Below are 19,241 nucleotides of genomic sequence, written 5' to 3' on the forward strand. Positions count from 1 at the left end.
TGCATGTCGTCGCTGCCCCCCTGGCTGGCCCAGTTCCTGCCCATCCTCATCCTCCTGGGGGCCATCGGCCTCGTCCTCGCGCGCCTGCCCAAGGTGGAGCTGGGACACTCGGAGGCGTTCAAGCGCCGCCGGCTCTTCAACTGGTTCCCGTTGGGCATGACGTACGCGTTCCTCTATATGGGGCGCTACAACCTCAACGTGGCCACCAGCGCCATGGGGGACCGCACCTCCAACGCGGACTTCGGCACCATCTTCGCGTGGGGCACCGCCGTCTACGGCGTGGCCTTCCTCCTCAACGGCCCGCTGACGGACAAGCTGGGGGGCCGGAAGACCATCCTGATGTCGGCCGCGGGTTCGGCGGTGGCGAACGTGGCCATGGGCGGCGTGGTGTACGCGGTGCTGACGCGGGACTGGGCGCCGCCGGGCGGCCTGGTGGCGACGCTGTCGTTCCTCTACGCCGTCAACATGTACTTCCAGAGCTTCGGCGCGGTCTCCATCGTCAAGGTGAACGCGGCCTGGTTCCACGTGCGCGAGCGTGGCCTGCTGGGCGGCGTGTTCGGCATCCTCATCTCGCTGGGCGTCTACTTCGCCTATGACTGGAGCCGGCTCATCGTGAAGGCGGCGCCCACCTACTGGGCGTTCTTCGTGCCCGCGGCCATCCTCGCCGTGTTCCTGGTGGTGGACTTCTTCGTCATCCGCGACACGCCTGGCCACGCGGGGCATCCGGACTTCGACACCGCGGACGCGTCCTCCGGAGAGACGGGGCCTGCGCTGGGCGTGGCGGGCGTGCTCAAGCGCATGCTGACCAACCGCGCCATCATCATCATCCTCTGCATCGAGTTCTGCAGCGGCTTCATGCGCAACGCCATCATGCAGTGGTACCCCAAGTTCGCGAAGGCGACGGGCATCAGCGAGACGTTCGTCGCGGCCAACTGGGGCATGCTGCTGTGCGTGGCGGGCATCACCGGCGGCATGTTCGCCGGCATCATCAGCGACCGCGTCTTCGACTCGCGCCGCGGCCCGGTGTCCGCCGTGCTCTACGCGGGCATGTCAGTGGGCGCCATCATCTCCTTGTTCGTCCTGGAGAGCGTCGCCCTGGGCTGGACGGTCATCTTCATGTCGCTGTGTGTCATCGGCGTGCACGGCATGTTGTCCGGCACGGCCAGCATGGACTTCGGGGGCAAGAAGAACGCCGGCCTCGCGGTGGGCATCATCGACGGCGCCGTGTACGCGGGCACCGCGCTGCAGTCCATCCTGCTGGGGTCCATCCTGCCGATGGGCGACGAGGCGAAGACGGCCGCCAACTGGGGCAACTGGCCCTACGCCATGCTGCCGCTGTCCTTCCTGGGGCTGCTGCTGGCCACCCAGGTGTGGAACGCCCGGCCCCAGCCGAAGTCCACGCCCGTGCCGGCCACCCTGCCGGTGCCTCCGGCGGCGCCAGCGGACCGGACCGGCACTGGCGGGTGATATCCCTGTGGCCCCGACGAGGTGTGACGTCGGGGTCACTCCCGCGTGACAGGGATGTGACGTAGACTCCAGGTGTGTCCCAGTTACCCGCACCCCTGCAGAGCCGCTTTGAGGTCCACGACCGGAAGCAGTTCGAAATCAAGCTCGAGTACCAGCCCTCCGGGGTGGAAGAGACGCGCTACCTCGTGGAGGCGTATCTCTTCCTGCCCGGGAGCCTGAACATCGACGCGGAGACGTACCCTCGGGCGGACTTCTACGCGGACATCCACAACTACGTGCGCTTCAAGACGCCGGTGATGGCGGTGAACGAGCTGTTGACCTCGGACACCTCGCCGCTGGTGCGCCTGGAGGCGTGGCTGCGCACGGGGATGGGGTCCGAGAAGGACGTCGTGTACCAGGCCAAGCTCCTGTCCTGCGTGCTGCGCGGGGCGCTGCGCCGCTTCGCCACCGGGGTGGAGTCGCGGTGCGAGGGGCCGGTGGCGCTGCCCACGGACGCGTGCGCGGTGCTGGAGTCCGAAGTCATCGCCATGCAGGCCGGCGTGACGCGGGTGCTGGAGCGCTTCCGCATGTGGCTGCGCGCGGTGGGGGAGCTGCACCTGCGGGAGCGCACGCGGGCGTCGCTGCGGCTGGTGGATGAATACGTCAGCCTCCTGGTGGAGGGCGGCTTCCGGCGCTCGGTGGCGGACATGAAGGCGCTGCCCCGCGGCGAGCCGTGGCATGGGCTGCGCAAGGGCCTGATGGAGGCGGTGCTGCGGGAGGAGGCGTACCGCAAGGAGCACCGGCTGCGCAGCGTGCTCAGCCCCACGGGGGACAACGAGGAGTACATCCTCCGGCTGGGCTTCCTGAAGAAGTTCTGCATGAACGTGCTGTTCCTGTCGTCGAAGCGGCGGCAGAAGCGGCAGGGCTGGGAGGAGATGCTCTTCGCGCTGGCCGCGGGCGTGGCGATGGCGGTCGCCACCGCGGTGGCCTTCTGGGCGCAGGAGCGCTACGCGCAGGCCAGCCTCAACTTCTTCCTCATCCTCGTGGTGGGGTACATGGTGAAGGACCGCATCAAGGAAGGCCTGCGCCGGATGCTCAGCCGGGTGGCGGCCATGCACCTGGCGGACCGGACCACGAACCTGGTGGACCCCGTCACCGGGCGCGTCATTGGCGCGTGTGAGGAGCGGGTGGACTACGGGCCCGCGCTGAAGGTGCCGGACACGGTGTCGGCGCTGCGTCAGCGCGACGACTTCCTCACCGCGACGCAGGGCGAGCTGTCCGAGACGGTCATCCGCTACCAGAAGCAGATTGTGCTGGATGCCCGCCACCTGCCGCGCACGCAGCGGGGCCTGACGGGTGTGACGGACATCCTCCGCCTCAACGTGGAGCGCTTCCTGCGCGACATGGACGAGCCGGAGCTGGCGCTGGAGTACGTGGACCTGGCGGACCTGTCGGTGGGCCACATCCGCGGCACCAAGCGCTACCCGGTGGACATGGTGTTCCGCTTCACGGTGGTGGAGGAGGAGACGGACCGCCGTCAGGACTCCGTCCAGTTCGTGCGGCTGGTGCTGGACCGCAACGGCATCCAGCGCATGCAGCGCTTCACGGACCCCGGCCCCGGCGCGCCGCCCAGCCGTTCGGGGTGGAAGTCCGCGGCGTGAGGCGGGCGCGACGTTCCAGGCAGGGAGGGGGGCGCATGACGCCCCTGGTTGAGGTTTCGGCGGCACCCTGGCGCGCGCGCGGGTAATCTCCCCGGCGCACATGGCTTACGACGACTTCAAGAAGCGCATCCGCGACGACTGGCGTGACACCCTGCGTTCCATCCTGGAGCGCGCCCGCTCCCTGGGCTCCTCCGCCGTGCTGGCGTTCGACCTGGACTCCACCCTGTTCGACAACCGGCCCCGGCAGGCCCGCATCCTCCGGGAGTATGGCGCCGCCCGCTCGCTGGCCGCGCTGGCCGCCTGCGAGCCGCGCCACTGGGTGACGGGCTGGGATATGAAGGAGGCCATGCGCGCCTGCGGCCTGGAGGACGCCCTGGTGGAATCCCACTTCGCCGAAGCCCGCCGCTTCTGGGCGGAGCGCTTCTTCACCAGCGACTACTGCGTGGACGACGAGGCCATCGACGGCGCGGCCGGCTTCACCCACCAGGTGGTGGCCACCCGCGCGCGGCTCGTCTACGTCACCGGCCGTCACGAGGCCATGCGGGAGGGCTCTGTCTCCTGCATGCGCCGCCACGGCCTGGCGCTGCCGGATGACGAACGGGTGCTGCTCGTGATGAAGCCCACGCTGGCCGAGGACGACGACGCCTTCAAGCGGGAGGCGCACGCGCGGCTGGGCCGGCTGGGGAGCGTGGTGGCTGCCTTCGACAACGAGCCCACGCACGCGAACGACTACCGGCGGAAGTTTCCAGAGGCCACCGTCATCCATCTGGCCACGGACCATTCGGGCCGGCCGGTGGAGTTGCTGGACGGCGTCATTTCCGTCCCGCACTTCGCGCTGGGTTCCTGACGCACCGCGCCTGAAAGAGGCCCGGTGTTGACGGGGTTTGAAAGGCTTTGAAGTCCCCCTGCCGCGCGCTATTGAGTCGCTCGGCGTCCGCCGCCCCGGGAGTCCCGTGGGCGGCCAGCATGGAGGCATCCCGCAGTGGCCAGCCCGTACTCGAAAGAACTGCTGTTGGACATGTACCGGAAGATGTACCTCATCCGTCGCTTCGAGGAGCGCGCGGGTCAGCAGTACACGCTGGGGAAGATCGCCGGGTTCTGCCACCTCTACATCGGCCAGGAGGCCGTGGCGGTGGGACCTGCGGAAGCCCTGCGTCCGGATGACTACATGCTCAGTGCGTACCGTGACCACGGCCAGCCGCTGGCCCGTGGCAGCGACGCGGGCATGGTCATGGCCGAGCTGATGGGCCGGGGCACCGGCTACAGCAAGGGCAAGGGCGGCTCGATGCACATCTTCGACATCGAGCATCACTTCTACGGCGGCTACGGCATCGTCGGCGGCCAGATTCCCCTGGCGGCGGGCATGGCCTTCGCCAGCCGCTATCGCAACGAGGACCGCGTCACGCTCTGCTACTTCGGCGACGCGGCGGCCAACCAGGGCTCCTTCCACGAGACGCTCAACATGGCGTCCAAGTGGAAGCTCCCGGTCATCTACATCTGCGAGAACAACCGCTACGGGATGGGCACGGCCATCTCGCGGACGTCGGCGGTGCCGGAAATCTACAAGCGCGCCAGCGCCTACGACATGCGCGGCGAGCCGGTGGACGGCATGGACGTGCTGACCATGTACGAGGCCGTCAAGGACGCCGCCGAGTACTGCCGCGCCGGCAAGGGCCCCGTGTTGCTGGAGGCCAACACGTACCGCTTCCGCGGTCACTCCATGGCCGACCCCGCCACCTACCGCACCAAGCAGGAGGTGGAGGCGGAGCGCAAGGGCGACCCGATTCCGAAGCTGCGCGCCTACATCCAGAAGCAGGGGTTGGCCCAGGACGACGTCTTCGAGTCCATCGAAGAGGAGATCAAGGCGCGGGTGGACCAGGCGGTGAAGTTCGCCGACGAGTCGCCCGAGCCCAGCCTGGAAGAGCTGTGGCGCGACACCATCGTGGAGGAGGGCGAGGAGGACGTGCGCCCCCGCGAGCGCGTGTTGGGTCAGAAGGTGAACTGGCCGACGTACCCCAGTGGCCAGGAGCTGAAGGTGACGTGGGACCTGGAGCCGCGCGAGCAGGCCGAGGCGGCCGACAAGAAGGCGGGCCTCATCCGCTAGGCGCGCGCTGACGTGTCTACCAACCCTTTTTCAGATTCGAGTCGGAGCCGACGATGCCCGAGTTGATGTACCGCGAGGCGCTGAACCAGGCGCTCGCCGAGGAAATGGAGCGCGACGCCAACGTCTATCTGATTGGCGAGGAAGTGGGCCGCTACAACGGCGCCTTCAAGGTGTCGCAGGGACTGCTGGACAAGTTCGGGAGCGCGCGCATCATCGACGCGCCCATCGCCGAGCTGGGCTTCACCGGCCTGAGCGTGGGCGCGGCCATGGTGGGCTTGCGCCCCGTGGTGGAGATGATGACCTGGAACTTCGCGATTCTCGCGATGGACCAGATCGTCAACAACGCCGCCAAGCTGCGGCACATGTCCGGTGGCCAGCTGCGCTGCCCCATCGTGTTCCGCGGCCCGGGTGGCGCCGGTGGCCGGCTGTCCAGCCAGCACAGCCAGGCGCTGGAGGCCAACTACGCGCACTTCCCGGGCCTGAAGGTGATTGCGCCCGCCACGCCCGCGGACGCCAAGGGCATGCTCAAGGCGGCCATCCGGGACGACAACCCGGTGGTCATGTTCGAGGGCGAGCGGCTCTACGCCATCAAGGGTGAGGTGCCGGAAGGCGAACACGTCGTGCCGCTCGGCAAGGCGGACGTGAAGCGCGAGGGCACGGACGTCACCATCATCACCTGGAGCCGCATGTATTACTTCTGCATGCAGGCGGCCGAGGAGCTGGCGAAGGAGGGCATCAGCGTGGAGGTCCTGGACCTGCGCACGCTGCGGCCCCTGGATGAGGAGGCCATCCTGGCGAGCGTGCGCAAGACGAACCGCGCCGTCATCGTGGAGGAGGGCTGGGTGCTCGCCGGCGTGGGCGCGTCCGTGGTGGACATCATCCAGTCCAAGGCGTTCGACGACCTGGACGCGCCGGTGGAGCGCGTCACGGGCCTGGACGTCAACATGTCCTATGCCGCGAACCTGGAGAACGCGACGCAGCCGGACGCACCGAAGATCATCGCCGCGGTGAAGAAGGTGCTGTACCGCGAGGGAGCCTGAACGCGTATGGCCATTCCCATCCAGATGCCGAGCCTGTCCCCGACGATGACGGAGGGGAAGATCGTCAAGTGGCTCAAGAAGCAGGGGGACAAGGTGTCCTCCGGCGAGGCCGTGGCCGAGGTGGAGACGGACAAGTCCAACCTTGAAATCGAGGCCTACGACGACGGGTACCTGCTGCAGGTGCTCGTCGGCGAGGGCGAGATGGCCAAGGTGGGCGCGCCCATCGCCTATCTCGGCGCGAAGGGTGAGAGGGTGGACGCCGGCAAGCAGGCCGCGCCCACCCCCGCCGCCGCGACGCCTCCCGAGCAGAAGCCCCCGCCGGCGCCCGAGGCCTCCGCGCCACAGGCCGCCGCGAAGCCCGCGCCGTCGGGTGGCGGCGACAACCGCATCGCCATCCAGATGCCGAACCTGTCCCCGACGATGACGGAGGGGAAGATCGTCAAGTGGCTCAAGAAGCAGGGGGACAAGGTGTCCTCCGGCGAGGCCGTGGCCGAGGTGGAGACGGACAAGTCCAACCTCGAAATCGAGGCCTACGACGACGGCACCCTGGCGGAAATCGTCGTCGGCGAGAACCAGATGGCGAAGGTGGGCGCGCCCATCGCGTACCTCACCGCGAAGGGCGCCAAGGCGGCACCGTCCGCTCCAGCGGCCAAGCCCACGGCGTCCGCTCCGGCTCCCGAGAAGCCCTCGGCGCCCGCTCCGAAGCCCGCGCCTGCTCCGGCGGCTCCGGCCCAGGCGGGTGGCCGGCGTCTGCGCGCCAGCCCCGTGGCGAAGAAGATCGCGCGTGAGAAGGGGCTGGACCTCACCCAGGTGAGTGGCTCCGGTCCGTCCGGCCGCGTGGTGAAGCGCGACATCGAGGAGGCGCTCGCGCGTGGACCGGCGGCGGCTCCTGCCGCGAAGAAGGCCCCGGCCGCGCAGCCCGCTCCGGGCGTGCGTCCCGAGCCGACCGTGGTCCCCCTCTCGTCCATGCGCAAGGTCATCGCGCAGCGGATGACGGAGGTGAAGCCCGGCGTGCCTCACTTCTACCTCACCATCGAGGTGGACATGGAGGCGGCGTCGAAGGTGCGCGAAGAGGCGAAGGCGTTGGACCTCAAGGTCTCCGTCAACGACCTCATCGTGAAGGCCGTGGCCATGGCGGTGCGCCGCTACCCGAAGATCAACGTCTCGCTGCAGGGCGACAAGGTCGTCCAGTTCCACAGCGTGGACGTGGGCATCGCGGTGGCGCTGGAGGAGGGCCTCATCACGCCCATCCTCCGGGATGCGGACCAGAAGGGCCTGCAGGCCATCGCGTCGGGCGTGCGTGAGCTGGCGGAGCGCGCTCGCAAGCGCGCCCTCAGGCCGGAGGAGTACACCGGCGGCTCCATCACCGTCAGCAACCTGGGCATGTACGGCATCGACCAGTTCGTCGCCGTCATCAACCCGCCGCAGGCCTCCATCCTCGCGGTGGGTGCCGTCTCCGAGAAGGCGGTGGTGCGCGACGGTCAGCTGGCGGTCCGGAAGATGATGACCGCGACGCTGTCGTGCGACCACCGCGTCATCGACGGTGCCATTGGCGCCGAGTTCCTGCGCGAGCTGCGCGGGCTGCTCGAGCACCCCACGCGGCTGCTGTTCTAGGCCGTCCCGTTGCCCCGCTCCGCGCGCCCGTCCTGGGGCACGCGAGGGCGGGGCCGGGCCTGTGGAGAGGCTCTTGCTACTTGAGCGTCGGCCCCTTGCGGCCATGCGCCTCCTGCTCCAGCTTGCGTTGAGTCTCCGTCACGCCTGCTTGCCGCTCGCGCGACGTTCCCGTCGGCAGCTCGTTCTCCTCATCGTCCGAGCGACCGCGGATTCCGGGCCAGGGCTGTGGGCGCGTGCCCTCCACATGCTCGATGCGCTCCGCATAACCGTTATCTCCGGCTGCGCTCTGCTCCGTCTCCTCGGATTTACCCTTGCTGTCCGCCATGTTGTGTCCTCCCAAGCAGGTGCCATCCGGCACGCTTCGTGGCGGTAACGGTGGGACGTGTGCCGCGCGCTGACCACCCACAAGCGGGTTGCACGGCTTGACCCCCTGCCTGTCCCACGAGCGCGAAAAAAAAGGTCGGCGGCCCTGGGCGTTCGCTGCTTAACTTGCTTCCAATGAACGACGACATGACACGCGAACGGCTTGCCCAGGGTGTGTCGGAGTTGGAGTCGCGCGGAGGCCCGCCGCTGCCGCTGGCGGAGTCGCTGCACAAGGCGCTGGAGGGCGCCGTCTTTCCGCTGTCCGCGCGGCAGTTGACCTGGGTGGCCCGTGAGAACGAGGCCCCGGCCCTGGTGCTCTCGCTGCTGGGTTCACTGCCCCGGGCCCGCTTCGGCTCCGTGGACGCGGTGGCCCGGGCGCTGGAAGGATAGGGCCCCTTGGGGAGGTGCGATGCGTCAGGCGCTCGCTCTATCCTGGGGGTGCGCGCGGTACCCAGCAGATCGCGAAGGGGTTGAGGCGCTATCCTAGACCTTACCAGCCTGGCCCCCTTCATGGGACGCTGGCCAGGAGGAGCGTCATGAACCCGTCTGAACTCCCCGCGGTCCTCTACGTCGACGATGACGCGCTGAACCTCCGGGTCTTCGACGCGAACTTCGGGCAGCGCTTCCGCATCTTCCGCAGCTCCTCGCCCAGCGAGGCCTTGGCGCTCCTGGAGCAGCGCAGGGGCGAGATTGGCGTCATCCTCTCCGACCAGCGGATGCCCGGCATGACGGGCGTGGAGCTGCTGGAGCGGGCGCGCACGATTGCGCCGGACGCCAAGCGCATGCTCGTCACGGCCTACGCGGACATGCAGGCCGTCATCGACGCCGTCAACCGCGGTCAGGTGACGCGCTACTTCGTCAAGCCGTGGGACCGGACGGAGCTCCAGGCCGCGCTCGATGACGCGCTCAAGATTGCCCGGCTGGAGCTGCGCATCCGCGAGGTGGAGGGACGCATGATGAAGTCCGAGCGTCTGGCCACCCTGGGACAGGTGACGGCGGGCATCGCGCACGAGCTGATGGGGCCGGTGGGCTACCTGTCGCAGAACGTGGTGTCGCTGCAGCGCGACCTGGGCAGCGTCATCCAGTACGTGTCGCGGCACCTGCAGACGGACCCGGACGCCACCGTGGCGGAGACGGTGGAGGACCTGCCCGCCCTCATCAAGGACCTGGCGGAGGGCGCGGAGCACCTGCGGCAGGTGGCGCTGGGCCTGCGAGCCCAGGCGCGCGGTGAGGACCTGGAGGCCACGGCGGACGTCGCGGAGGTGGTGTCCTTCGCGGTGAAGCTGGCGCGCGCCGAGGTGCGGGAGCGGGCGCGGCTGACCAGCAACGGCGAGGCCGTGCGCGTCACCTTCGGCCCGGTGAAGCTGTGCCAGGTGCTGCTCAACCTCATCGTCAACGCGGCGCAGGCCATGGGCACCACGGGACGTCCCGGGCGCATCGAGGTCCGGTGGACGGTGCGTGCCGACGACGTGGTGCTCACCGTGGCGGACAACGGCTGCGGCATTCCCATGGAGCTGCAGGAGCGCGTCTTCCAGCCCATGTTCACCACCAAGCCCGTGGGCGTGGGGACCGGCCTGGGCCTGTCCATCTGCCGCGAGCTCGTCACGCAGTTCGGCGGCAGCCTCCGGTTGTCCTCCACGCAAGGGGAGGGCACCGAAATCGAAATCACCCTCCGGCGAGCCCCGCTCCCCTGAGTCCGAAGGCGTTGCTGAGCATGCGCCACACGCGGTGCAGCGTCTGTGTCTCGGTGGCGCGGATGTCCTCTACCAGCACCGCGCGGCGCAGCGGGCCGTCCGCGTCGTCTGGCGCGTACTCCACCACCAGCGCGTAGCGAGGCCCGGGGCGCTCCACCATGTGGACGGCCCGCACCGCGTCGAAGGGCACCACCGCCGCGCGGGTGGCGCCGGGGGTCCGGGCCAGTTGTTCCAGCCGCAAGGACTCGGTGCGGAAGTGAAGGATGAAGCGCCGGCGGCCCAGTCGCGACTCCAGCTTGAGGGCCAGCCCCACCAGGGCCGCCGCCAGCAGGCCCAGGGTGAAGGCCGCCGTCGCGCCTTCCCGGACGCCCACCAGGATGGCGGCGCCCACCGCGCACCCCAGCCCAACGCCGACGAACAACCCAGGCAGGACACGCCGCGCCCAGGGCGGCGGCAGGGCTTCGCCCACCAGCCGGCCGCCGTCATAACGCAGCCTCACGTCCCCCAGCCGCCCGGGGACCCGGTTGTCCTGCAATGCATCCTCGAAGCTCGCCACGCCCCCAGCATAGCGGGCCTGAAATGCGGGCTTCGTAGTTGGAAGTAAGCTGTGCGAATCTGCGTGGCCATGGAGTTCCCGTTCGAAACCGGTGAGGGTGAAGGAGGGGAAGGAGGGACGCTCGCGTCGACGGTGCTGGTGGTGGATGACGAGCCCGTCGTGCTGGACATCTGCGCCCGCCTCCTGGAGCGAGATGCCGACCTGGTGGTGACGCTGGCCGCGAGCGCGGAGGAAGCCCTCCCGCTGCTGGCCGAGCAGCGTTTCGACGTCCTGGTGACGGACAAGAACCTGCCCGGCATGGGCGGCGTGGAGCTCATCGCCGAGGCGCGCCGTCTCCAGCCGTCCCTGGAAGCGGTGATGATTACCGGCTACGCCAGCTCCGAAAGCGTCGTCGCCGCCTTCGCCGCGGGCGCCAGTGACTACATCCTCAAGCCCTTTGACGATTTGCGGGTGCTGCGCGCCAAGGTGCGTGCCGCCCTGGAGCGTCGGACGGCGGGCCTGCTCGTGCGGGAGCAGGCGCGAGAGGTGGCCCGAGAGGCCGCGGCCCTCCTGGCCTCCGGACAGGACGCGCCGGAGCCCGCCTACGAAGCCCTGGAGGCGGAGCTGCGGGCCTACGAGGAATCGGTGCGTCTGGGCCTCAATGGCCGGGTCGCCGTCGTGGGCAGCGCGGACACCGTCGCCGTCATGCAGGACGCCGGCTTCGAGGCGGTGGAGCTGCCGCCCTACGCGCCCGAGTTGGAGCGCGTGGACGTCGTCATCGTGGAGACGGGCGACCCCCAGTGGCGCACGTTGGCCGAGCGCCTTCAGCGCAAACCGCCCGACGTGCTGCTGCTCGCCAGTCCGCAGGCGGACCTGGGCGACTTGTTGGAGGCGATTACGCTGCGCATGGACCTGGTGGGCTTCGGCACCAGCCAGGGCGCCGTCGCGCTGCCGGAGAAGGTGCGCATGTTGCTCCTGCGCAGGGGCGTGCAGCGGGCGCAAGATCGGCTCGCGGCGGCGCTGGCCACCTTCCGGCAGAGCATCGCCGCGCCGCTCCCCTGAAGCCCTCCCGTCGAGGCGCCGGGCCTCGCGGAGGGGCCGTCGGCGGCTGGCCCGCAAAGCGAAACGCCCACCTTCTTTTCAGAAGGTGGGCGTCTCAGTGTGACCCTGCCGGGATTCGAACCCGAGTTTGAGCCGTGAGAGGGCTCCGTCCTAACCGCTAGACGACAGGGCCAAAACTTGTTCAATCGCTGCTAACTGCCCGCGACTTCTACCTTTTTTCGTCTGCCCTCGTCAACCCTTTTTGTTTCGTGCTGCCCAGGTTGCTTCGGACTGACGAGGACTGCGACTGCGGGACTGCAAGCTGGGGAACTAGGATTCGAACCTAGATAAGCAGAGTCAGAGTCTGCTGTCCTGCCGTTAGACGATTCCCCAAGGACCTGCTCGACTGCGGCGCTTCTCTACCAATACCACTTCGGGACTGCAACAACTTCGGCGCGGCGTTTACTTCTTCCTGCTCTTCGTCGTCGCCGGCTTCTTGGCGGGCCTGGCCGCCTGCTGGGTCGGGACGATGTAGATGCGAACCTCGTCGTTCGCCTCGTAGATGTTCAGCCCCGCGAAGTTCTTCCCCGAGGGGTTGGTGATGTGCACCGCCTTGACGCCCGGCTGGTTCACGATCTGCCGGCGGGGGTAACCGCTCGTCGAGTAGACCGCGCGGTAGTAGTCCAGCGTGCCATCGAAATCCCTGGGCGACCGGTAGCGATTCTCACCGACGCGCCTGGACCCATCCGGTAACTGCGCGCCGTTGACGACTTCGGCGCCCGCTGAAACCGCCCAGAGCGCCACCAGCGCCGCTCCGAGCGGGCGCGCCTTATAAAAACCGCGTTTCAGGCTGTCAAGGGCACGCATCATGGGTCCGAAAGATAGGGGCCTGCGCCGCTGACGTCCACCGCTACCTGCGCCTGACGGCTCAACCGCGCGTCAGCGCCGCGTCGATGCGTCGCAGGGATTCGTCGCGGCCCACCAGCACCAGCGTCTCGCCGATGCCCGGGCTGGTGGTGTTTCCGGTGAGCGCCACGCGGATGGGCTGCGCCACCTTGCCCATGCCGACGCTGGAGGCCTCGCTCACCTGCTTCACCACGCCGTCCAGCGCCTCCACCGACCACTCCGGCAGCGCGGCGAGCGTCTCGCGCACCTTGCGCAGCAGGTTGAGGGACTCTCCGGAGAGGTGCTTGGTGGCGGCCTTCTCGTCCAGGGTGATGCCGGAGCGGAAGTAGACGTTGGCCGCGGTGGTGGCGATGTCCTCCAGGGTGTTGGAGCGCTCGCGCAGCGTGCGCACCAGCGTCTCCAGCCGCGGGTCGCCCTTCGCCTGGACGCCCTTCGCCTCCAGGAAGGGGAGCAGCCGCTCCACCACGGTCTCCACCGGCAACTGCTTCATCCACTGCTGGTTGAGCCACAGCAGCTTCTCCGGGTTCCAGACGCCGGAGGTGGTGCCCACGTCGCTGAAGTCGAACCACTCGAGCATCTGCTCGCGGCTGATGACCTCGTCGTTGCCGTGGCTCCAGCCCAGCCGGATGACGAAGTTGAGCAGCGCCTCCGGCATGACGCCGTTGCGCTTGTGCACCATCACGTCCGCTTCGGGGTGCTTGCGCTTGGAGAGCTTCTCGCGGTCCGGGCCCAGGATGAGCGGCAGGTGGGCGAAGTCGGGAGGCGTCCACCCCAGCGCCTGGTACAGCATGAGCTGCGGGAAGGTGGAGTTGACGTGCTCCTGGCCGCGCGCGACCAGGGTGATGTCCATCAGGTGGTCATCAATGACGCACCCGAAGTTGTACACGGGGATGCCGTCCGCCCGCATCATGACCCAGTCATCCAGGTCGCTGTGCGTCTTGGTGATGGTGCCCAGCGCCTTGTCGGTGAAGGACACGGAGCCCTCTCCCGCGGGCATCTTGAAGCGGATGACGGCGTCCGCGGCGGCGCGGCCGGCGGGGGGGGCGGTCCGCTCACGGCAGGTGCCCGGGTACTTGAACGCGCCGCCCGCCTTCTCCGCTGCCTGCCGCTGCGCGTCGAGGTCCTCCTTCGTGCAGTAGCACCGGTAGGCCTTGCCCTCGGCGATGAGCTGGTCGGCGTGCTTGCGGTAGGTGTCCAGCCGCTGCATCTGGAAGTAGGGGGCGTAGGGGCCTTCTTTTCCGGGGCCCTCATCCCAGTCGATGCCCAGCCAGTTCAGTCCGTCCAGGATGGCCTGCACCGACTCCGGGGTGGAGCGGCCCTGGTCCGTGTCCTCCATGCGAAGGACGAAGGTGCCGCCCTGGCGCCGCGCCTGGAGGAAGTTCATCAGCGCCGTACGGGCACCGCCAATGTGGAGGTAGCCGGTAGGCGAGGGAGCGAAGCGGACGCGAAGGGCAGGAGGCATACGGGCGCGCGGATTAGCAGGGCGACGATGGAGGGTCAACGCGGAGGGGCATTCCTGGAGTAAGTTGGATGGCCAGGGAGAACTCGTATGTCGATTCGTCAGGTAGTTCGCACGTTGCTCCTGGCTGTCCTCCTGGTGGGCGTGCCCGCGGCCGCCACCACCCAGCTCCGCGTGGACCTGTCCGGGCTCGCGGTAGGCGCGGACACCGTGGTCCACGGCGTCGTCCGGCGCGTGGAGAGCCGCTGGAGCGGCGACAAGATGCGCATCCTCACCGATGTCGAAATCCAGGTGACGGAGTCGCTCAAGGGCCAGCCTGGGAGCACGGTGCTCGTCACCCAGCCCGGCGGCCGCATGGGGGACATCGGCCAGGTGGTGCACGGCCTGGCGTCCTTCACGCCGGGCGAGGAGGTGGTGGTCTTCCTGCAGAAGCGCGGCCCGCGGGCCTTCCGCGTGTCCGACATGGCGCAGGGCAAGTTCCAGGTGAAGCGCGAGGGCAAGACGGCGCTGGCCGTCCCGGAGCCCACCGAGTCGCAGCTGCTGGACCCCGTCACCCGCAAGCCGGCTGCGTCCGCGCTCCAGTCCATGACGCTGGTGGAGCTGAAGGCCGCCATCCGTGAAGCCCTTGGGGAGCAGACGCCGTGATGCCGCTCGCGCCCCTGCTCCTGGCCATGGCGCTGGGCCAGACGGACCCCTACGTCCGCAGCCGTGTCGATGCGGGTGACACGGGCACGCAGTGCCTCTACTGGACGTCCCAGCGGGTCGTCTGGAATCAGAGCACCTACGGCAACCCGGACACGGCGGGAGACTCCGAGTTCGACGCGATTCGCGCCTCGTTCCAGAGCTGGCAGGACATCTTCGCCGAGTGCGGGAACCTCACGTTGGTGGAGGGCCCGCGCGTGGACGAGCGCCAGGTGGGCTACCGGCGCCAGGGGGACAACACCAACCTGGTGCTGTTCCGCACCCGGGACTGCAACACCGTGGTGCCCGAGAGTGAGGCGTGCTGGGACGACGACACGTGCGCCAACACGTATGACTGCTGGGATGACGACGACAACACCATCGCCATCACCCTCACCACGTACGACGAGCGCTCGGGCATCATCTACGACTCGGACATCTCCTTCAACGCGGCGCGCTTCTCCTTCACGACGGCGACGTGCTTCCCCCCGACGACGACCCACTGCGTGGCCACCGACGTGCAAAACACCGCGACGCACGAGGTCGGCCACCTCATTGGCCTGGACCACACGCGCGCCAGCGGCTCCACCATGAATCCCAGCGCGCCGCCGGGCGAGGTGTCCAAGCGCGTGGTGGACTCGGGCTCGCGCGGCTTCGTCTGTGACGCCTACCCTCGGGGACAGGCCAGCCAGTCGTGCTTCCATCCGGTGACCTCCATCGACCTGGGGCCCAAGGCCGGAGGTTGCTCCGCGGCGGGCCCGGGTGGGGCGCTGTCCCTGGTGGCCGTCTGGTCGCTGTGGCTGGCGCGCCGCCGTCGTCACGAGGAGGCGGTCCGGTGAGAAAGGCGCTGGTGCTCGCGGCCGCGTGTCTGGCCACCTCCGCCCAGGCGCAGCAGGGCGAGGAGCCGTCCTATCGCCGCACCCTCGTGCCCGGGCACCCGCTGTGCCTGCTATGGCCGGTGCGTGAGTACGTCTACCACCTGGACGCGGCGGGCAGCTCGCGCACGCCGGGGGACTCCGAGGTGGCGGCCATCGAGGCGTCCTTCGACTCGTGGCGGCGCGTCTCCGAGGGGTGCAGCGACTACCGGTTCACCCGGGGCGAGGACTGGCGAGCGCCCATCGCGGTGGGCTACGACGAGACGCGCCCCCGGGAGAACTACAACATCATCACGTTCCGGGAGACGGCGTGCCACGAGGTCGCCCCGGCGGATGATGCGTGCTGGACCGAGGAGAGCTGCGGCAACGCCTACCGCTGCTGGGAGCATGGGTCCGGCACGATTGGCCTCACCACGTCCACGTTCTCCTATCGGGACGGGCGGGTGTTGGACTCGGACATCGAGCTGAACGCGTCCCAGCCGGCGGGGGGCTACAGCTTCCTCTTCACCACGGTGGACTCGCCGGTGTGTGAAGGCGAGCCTTCGGTGGACTGCGTGGCCACGGACCTCCAGAACACCATGACGCACGAGATTGGCCACGTGGTGGGGCTGGACCATGTCTTCGTCCCGGGCGCCACCATGGAGGCCACCGCGCCGCCGGGGGAGACGCGCAAGCGCGTCATCGACTCGGGGTCGGCCGCCGGGTTCTGTGACATCTACCCGCGTCACCTGCCGCCCACGCAGTGCTTCGTGCGGGAGGGCGCGGGGTTCGCGTTGAGGGCGGACGGACGGGGCAGCGGCTGCGCGGCGGCGCCGGGACCGGTGGCGCTGGGGCTGGTCGCGCTCATCCTGACGCGTGTGCGGCGGCGCGCGGTCCGCGCCGCGGCGTTCCTCCGGCGGGATTAGGGGGGCCTGGCGTGGCCGTCGCATTCTTCGACCTGGACAAGACGCTCATCGCCGCCAACTCGGGCTCGCTGTGGATTCGCCGCGAGCTCGAGCTGGGGCACATCTCCCGCTTCCAGGCGCTGCGCGCCAGCCTCTGGATTGCCCGCTACCACCTGGGCTTCGTGTCCATGCAGGACGCCGTGGCGCGCGCCATTGCCCAGCTCGCCGGAACCCCCGCGAAGCCGCTCCAGGAGCGCACCGCCGTGTTCTACGAGGAGCAGGTGCGGCCGCTCTACCGGCCCGGCGCCTGGGCCGTGCTGGACGCGCACCGGCGCGCCGGGGAGCGGCTCGTCCTGCTGACGTCGTCCACGGGCTATCTGTCGGAGCTGGTGGCGCGGGAGCTGGGACTGGACGCGGTGCTGTGCAACCGCTTCGAGGTCGACGGCGCGGGCCTCCACACCGGCCGCGCCCTGGGCACCATCTGCTTCGGTCAGGGCAAGCGCGTCTGCGCCGAGGCCTACGTGCGCGAGGCGGGCGTGGCCCTGTCGGCGTGCGCCTTCTACACCGATTCGTATTCAGACCTGTCGGTGATGGAGGTGGTGGGGCGGCCCGTGGCCGTCCACCCCGACCACCGGCTGCGCCGCCACGCCCGGAAGCGGGGCTGGCCGGTGGTGGACTGGGGCGTACCACCCGGCGGCGCCGTGCCGGCCGTTCCGCCCGCGCCGCCCGTGGTGCCGTCCACCGGACCCTGATTCGCACCGGGTCCGGCGGGGACGTCCGCGAGGCCTCCTCAGCGGCGCGGTGCCACCAGGCGCATGCTGAAGGTGTAGTCCACGTTCACCGGGTAGCCCTTGTAGACGATGGGCTTGTAGGTGCGGGACGCGAGCGCCTCCAGCACCACGCGCTCCATGTGGGCCACGGCCTTGATGGTCCGGCACTTCTCCACGCGGCCCTGCTGGGTGATGGTGCAGCGGACAATCATCACGCCGCTCGACTTCGCGGCCATCGCTTCGCGCGTGTAGATGATGTCCTTGCCCTGGCCGATCATCTCCGGGCGAGGCATGTCCTCATTGTAGGGGAGCACGTCGCCACGCGCGGAGGCCACCGCCGCGTTGGAGAGGACCGGCAGCGCCAGCCCGGTCGCCGAGCCCTTGGCGGGAGCCGCGTCGGCTGTCGAGGCCGCGGCGCCTCCCACGGCCGCCGCGATGGGGAGCTCCGCGGCGGGCGAGGCCGTGGGGGCGAGCAGCACCGGCGCGGACATGCCGCCCGGTGTGGCCACCGGCTCCTCGACTTCCTCCGCCGTCTCATCCGCGCTCACGGAGGCCACCCCGACGTGCCGGCCGCCGCCCCGACGCTTCTGGAGCTTCTGCGACAGCACCACCTCGCCCGTGCCGCCCGTGACGACGGTCTCCATCTGGTAGCCCTCCATCGCGAAGGTCAACTCCACCGTGACGGAGCCATCCTGTCCCGCCGGAATCTCCAGGGTGAGGGGCGTGACGCCTCGCTCCTTGCCCCGGTAGAAGACGCGGGCGCCGGAGGGCTGGCTCATCAGCTTGAAGCGGACCTTGCTCGCGTTGGCGGCGGCAGCGGGCTCGGGGGCCGGCTCCGCGGCGGGCGCGGCGGCGACGGGCGCCGGGGCCTCCGCCTGCGGCGCGGGGGCCGGCGGTGCCGCTTCCTTGTTGGCCATGAAGAACACCGCGCCGCCCGCGATGAGGGCCGCCACGACGAGGCCGCCCAGGCCGCCCGTCAGCAGCGTGCGCTGCCGGGCGCGCTCGACGTCCCTGGGCACCTCCACGCTGATGTCCACCGCCAGCGTGTCACCGGACTCGGTGTTGTTGCCCACGTTGGAGAACAGCGCGGGGGACGGGTAGGGGCCCGTCGTCGTCGCGCCGCCGGGCCGCTTGAAGATGCCGCTGTTTCCGCCCGCGGCCATGCTCGCCTCGCGCAGGCCCTCCAGCAACTCGTCCATCGTCTGGTAGCGCCGCGCCGGGTCCTTCTCCAGGCAGCGCCGCACCACCGCCTCGATTTCCGGCGGGATGTGGAGGTCCGGGCGCACCTGCTGGAAGGTCGGCGGGGCTTCCTTGTAGTGGGCGAAGATGAGCTCGATATGGTCGCGCGCGATGAACGGCGGACGCCCCATCAGCATCTGGAAGAGCACGATGCCCAGCGAGTACACGTCGCTGCGCGCGTCAGTGGCGTTGCGCGCCTGCTCGGGCGCCATGTACTGCGGCGACCCCAGGAACGTGCCGTTCTGGGTGATTTCGGGGGAGAGCTGCCCCTCCTGGGGCGCCGCCACCGACTTCACCAGGCCGAAGTCCAGCACCTTGACCAGATCCTGATCCTGCTCGTTGAGGAGCATGATGTTGGCGGGCTTCAGGTCGCGGTGGATGATGCCCTGGCTGTGCGCCTCGCGCAGCGAGCGGCAGATCTGCTGGGTGACGGAGATGGCGCGGGACCACGACAGGGGGCCGACCTGCCCCAGCACCTGGGCCAGCGTGCGGCCGTCCAGGTACTCCATGGCGATGAAGAAGATGCCGTCGTCCGTCTGCCCGTAGTCGATGACGGTGACGGTGTTGGGATGGCGCAGTTTGGACGTCAGCGACGCCTCGCGCAGGAAGCGCTTCTGGAAGCCAGGGTCCCGGCTGCTGGGGAAGCTGGGGTTGAGCACCTTGATCGCCACCACGCGCTCGAGCGGTGCCTGCAGGGCCCGGTAGACCCGGCCCATGCCCCCGATGCCCAACGGTTCCAGGATGCTGAAGCGGCCGTTCAGGGTCCGCCCGATGAGCGGATCCGCGCCCGTTCCAGTGGGTGCCTCGGGATTCGGCGAGTCGCCCTTGATCATTCGTAGCCCCAGACAGCAAGCAACATCGGTTCTCCAGAAGTGTCGCCGCACTTCATCAAACCATACCTGCCGCGCGCTTCGCACCAGGGGGTTGTC

General features: G+C 69.4%; 18 protein-coding genes and 2 tRNA genes. 13 read left to right on the top strand and 7 right to left on the bottom strand.

Annotated elements, in window-relative coordinates:
• Nucleotides 1-3: 3 nt before the first annotated feature.
• From KGD87_RS02435 to KGD87_RS02460, 6 genes are all read left to right on the top strand, one after another.
• A complete protein-coding gene (locus tag KGD87_RS02435) occupies nt 4-1,467 on the top strand; it encodes an MFS transporter (protein WP_284665958.1) in 1,464 nt (487 codons plus the stop codon).
• A 74-nt stretch (nt 1,468-1,541) separates the two neighbouring features.
• Nucleotides 1,542-3,107: a hypothetical protein gene (locus KGD87_RS02440; protein WP_284665959.1), complete on the top strand. Its 1,566-nt coding sequence runs from the start codon at nt 1,542-1,544 to the stop codon at nt 3,105-3,107.
• Between the two features lie 100 nt (nt 3,108-3,207).
• Nucleotides 3,208-3,954, top strand: a complete 747-nt coding sequence (locus tag KGD87_RS02445; protein WP_284665960.1) for a hypothetical protein — start codon at nt 3,208-3,210, stop codon at nt 3,952-3,954.
• 135 nt (nt 3,955-4,089) lie between these two features.
• The gene (pdhA, locus tag KGD87_RS02450; RefSeq protein ID WP_284665961.1) at nt 4,090-5,211 is read left to right on the top strand and encodes a pyruvate dehydrogenase (acetyl-transferring) E1 component subunit alpha; all 1,122 of its coding nucleotides are present in this window, start codon (nt 4,090-4,092) and stop codon (nt 5,209-5,211) included.
• Nucleotides 5,212-5,264: 53 nt separating this feature from the next.
• Nucleotides 5,265-6,251 carry a pyruvate dehydrogenase complex E1 component subunit beta gene (locus KGD87_RS02455; protein WP_013939245.1) on the top strand — a complete coding sequence of 329 codons (987 nt, stop codon included), beginning with the start codon at nt 5,265-5,267 and terminating at the stop codon, nt 6,249-6,251.
• A 6-nt stretch (nt 6,252-6,257) separates the two neighbouring features.
• A complete protein-coding gene (locus KGD87_RS02460; RefSeq protein ID WP_284665962.1) occupies nt 6,258-7,865 on the top strand; it encodes a pyruvate dehydrogenase complex dihydrolipoamide acetyltransferase in 1,608 nt (535 codons plus the stop codon).
• A 76-nt stretch (nt 7,866-7,941) separates the two neighbouring features.
• Here the strand turns inward: KGD87_RS02460 and KGD87_RS02465 are convergent, their stop codons facing one another.
• The gene (locus KGD87_RS02465; RefSeq protein ID WP_284665963.1) at nt 7,942-8,190 is read right to left on the bottom strand and encodes a hypothetical protein; all 249 of its coding nucleotides are present in this window, start codon (nt 8,188-8,190) and stop codon (nt 7,942-7,944) included.
• A gap of 185 nt (nt 8,191-8,375) precedes the next feature.
• Between KGD87_RS02465 and KGD87_RS02470 the strand changes: the two genes are divergently transcribed.
• Nucleotides 8,376-8,618, top strand: a complete 243-nt coding sequence (locus tag KGD87_RS02470) for a DUF2795 domain-containing protein (protein WP_284665964.1) — start codon at nt 8,376-8,378, stop codon at nt 8,616-8,618.
• 146 nt (nt 8,619-8,764) lie between these two features.
• Nucleotides 8,765-9,922, top strand: a complete 1,158-nt coding sequence (locus KGD87_RS02475) for a sensor histidine kinase (protein WP_176412107.1) — start codon at nt 8,765-8,767, stop codon at nt 9,920-9,922.
• Here KGD87_RS02475 and KGD87_RS02480 read toward each other — a convergent pair.
• Nucleotides 9,894-10,478 (bottom strand): hypothetical protein, encoded by a 585-nt coding sequence (locus tag KGD87_RS02480; protein ID WP_284665965.1) that lies wholly within the window; start codon nt 10,476-10,478, stop codon nt 9,894-9,896. The genes KGD87_RS02475 and KGD87_RS02480 overlap by 29 nt on opposite strands.
• Nucleotides 10,479-10,529: 51 nt before the next feature.
• Here KGD87_RS02480 and KGD87_RS02485 point away from each other — a divergent pair, with 51 nt between their 5' ends.
• Complete coding sequence (locus KGD87_RS02485; RefSeq protein ID WP_284665966.1) at nt 10,530-11,519, top strand: response regulator; 990 nt, start codon at nt 10,530-10,532, stop codon at nt 11,517-11,519.
• Nucleotides 11,520-11,619: 100 nt separating this feature from the next.
• On the opposite strand, the gene KGD87_RS02490 is transcribed toward KGD87_RS02485, so the two are convergent.
• The 4 genes from KGD87_RS02490 to gltX all read right to left on the bottom strand — a co-directional run bounded on the left by KGD87_RS02490 (nt 11,620) and on the right by gltX (nt 13,866).
• Nucleotides 11,620-11,691 (bottom strand) — tRNA-Glu (locus KGD87_RS02490).
• A gap of 129 nt (nt 11,692-11,820) precedes the next feature.
• Nucleotides 11,821-11,891, bottom strand: a tRNA-Gln gene (locus KGD87_RS02495).
• A 69-nt stretch (nt 11,892-11,960) separates the two neighbouring features.
• Nucleotides 11,961-12,368 carry a hypothetical protein gene (locus KGD87_RS02500; protein WP_163779955.1) on the bottom strand — a complete coding sequence of 136 codons (408 nt, stop codon included), beginning with the start codon at nt 12,366-12,368 and terminating at the stop codon, nt 11,961-11,963.
• Between the two features lie 58 nt (nt 12,369-12,426).
• Nucleotides 12,427-13,866 (bottom strand): glutamate--tRNA ligase, encoded by a 1,440-nt coding sequence (gene gltX, locus KGD87_RS02505; RefSeq protein ID WP_284665967.1) that lies wholly within the window; start codon nt 13,864-13,866, stop codon nt 12,427-12,429.
• Between the two features lie 87 nt (nt 13,867-13,953).
• Between gltX and KGD87_RS02510 the strand changes: the two genes are divergently transcribed.
• Genes KGD87_RS02510 through KGD87_RS02525 form a run of 4 tightly spaced genes read left to right on the top strand, consistent with a single transcriptional unit; the run spans nt 13,954 to nt 17,055 of the window.
• Nucleotides 13,954-14,508, top strand: coding sequence for a hypothetical protein (locus KGD87_RS02510; protein WP_284665968.1), 555 nt, complete (start codon nt 13,954-13,956; stop codon nt 14,506-14,508).
• The gene (locus KGD87_RS02515) at nt 14,505-15,383 is read left to right on the top strand and encodes a myxosortase-dependent metalloprotease, MXAN_2677/MXAN_2678 family (protein ID WP_284665969.1); all 879 of its coding nucleotides are present in this window, start codon (nt 14,505-14,507) and stop codon (nt 15,381-15,383) included. Before KGD87_RS02510 ends, KGD87_RS02515 begins: the two co-directional genes overlap by 4 nt.
• Nucleotides 15,380-16,324, top strand: a complete 945-nt coding sequence (locus tag KGD87_RS02520; protein ID WP_502887996.1) for a myxosortase-dependent metalloprotease, MXAN_2677/MXAN_2678 family — start codon at nt 15,380-15,382, stop codon at nt 16,322-16,324. The genes KGD87_RS02515 and KGD87_RS02520 overlap by 4 nt, the downstream gene beginning before the upstream one ends.
• An 11-nt stretch (nt 16,325-16,335) precedes the next feature.
• Nucleotides 16,336-17,055 carry an HAD family hydrolase gene (locus KGD87_RS02525; RefSeq protein WP_163779944.1) on the top strand — a complete coding sequence of 240 codons (720 nt, stop codon included), beginning with the start codon at nt 16,336-16,338 and terminating at the stop codon, nt 17,053-17,055.
• 38 nt (nt 17,056-17,093) lie between these two features.
• Here the strand turns inward: KGD87_RS02525 and KGD87_RS02530 are convergent, their stop codons facing one another.
• On the bottom strand, nt 17,094-19,145 hold the full coding sequence (locus KGD87_RS02530; RefSeq protein WP_284665971.1) for a TonB family protein: 2,052 nt from the start codon (nt 19,143-19,145) through the stop codon (nt 17,094-17,096).
• Between the last annotated feature and the right edge of the window lie 96 nt (nt 19,146-19,241).

This window comes from Myxococcus sp. SDU36 (genome assembly GCF_030168875.1).
GTDB classification, from domain to species: domain Bacteria; phylum Myxococcota; class Myxococcia; order Myxococcales; family Myxococcaceae; genus Myxococcus; species Myxococcus vastator.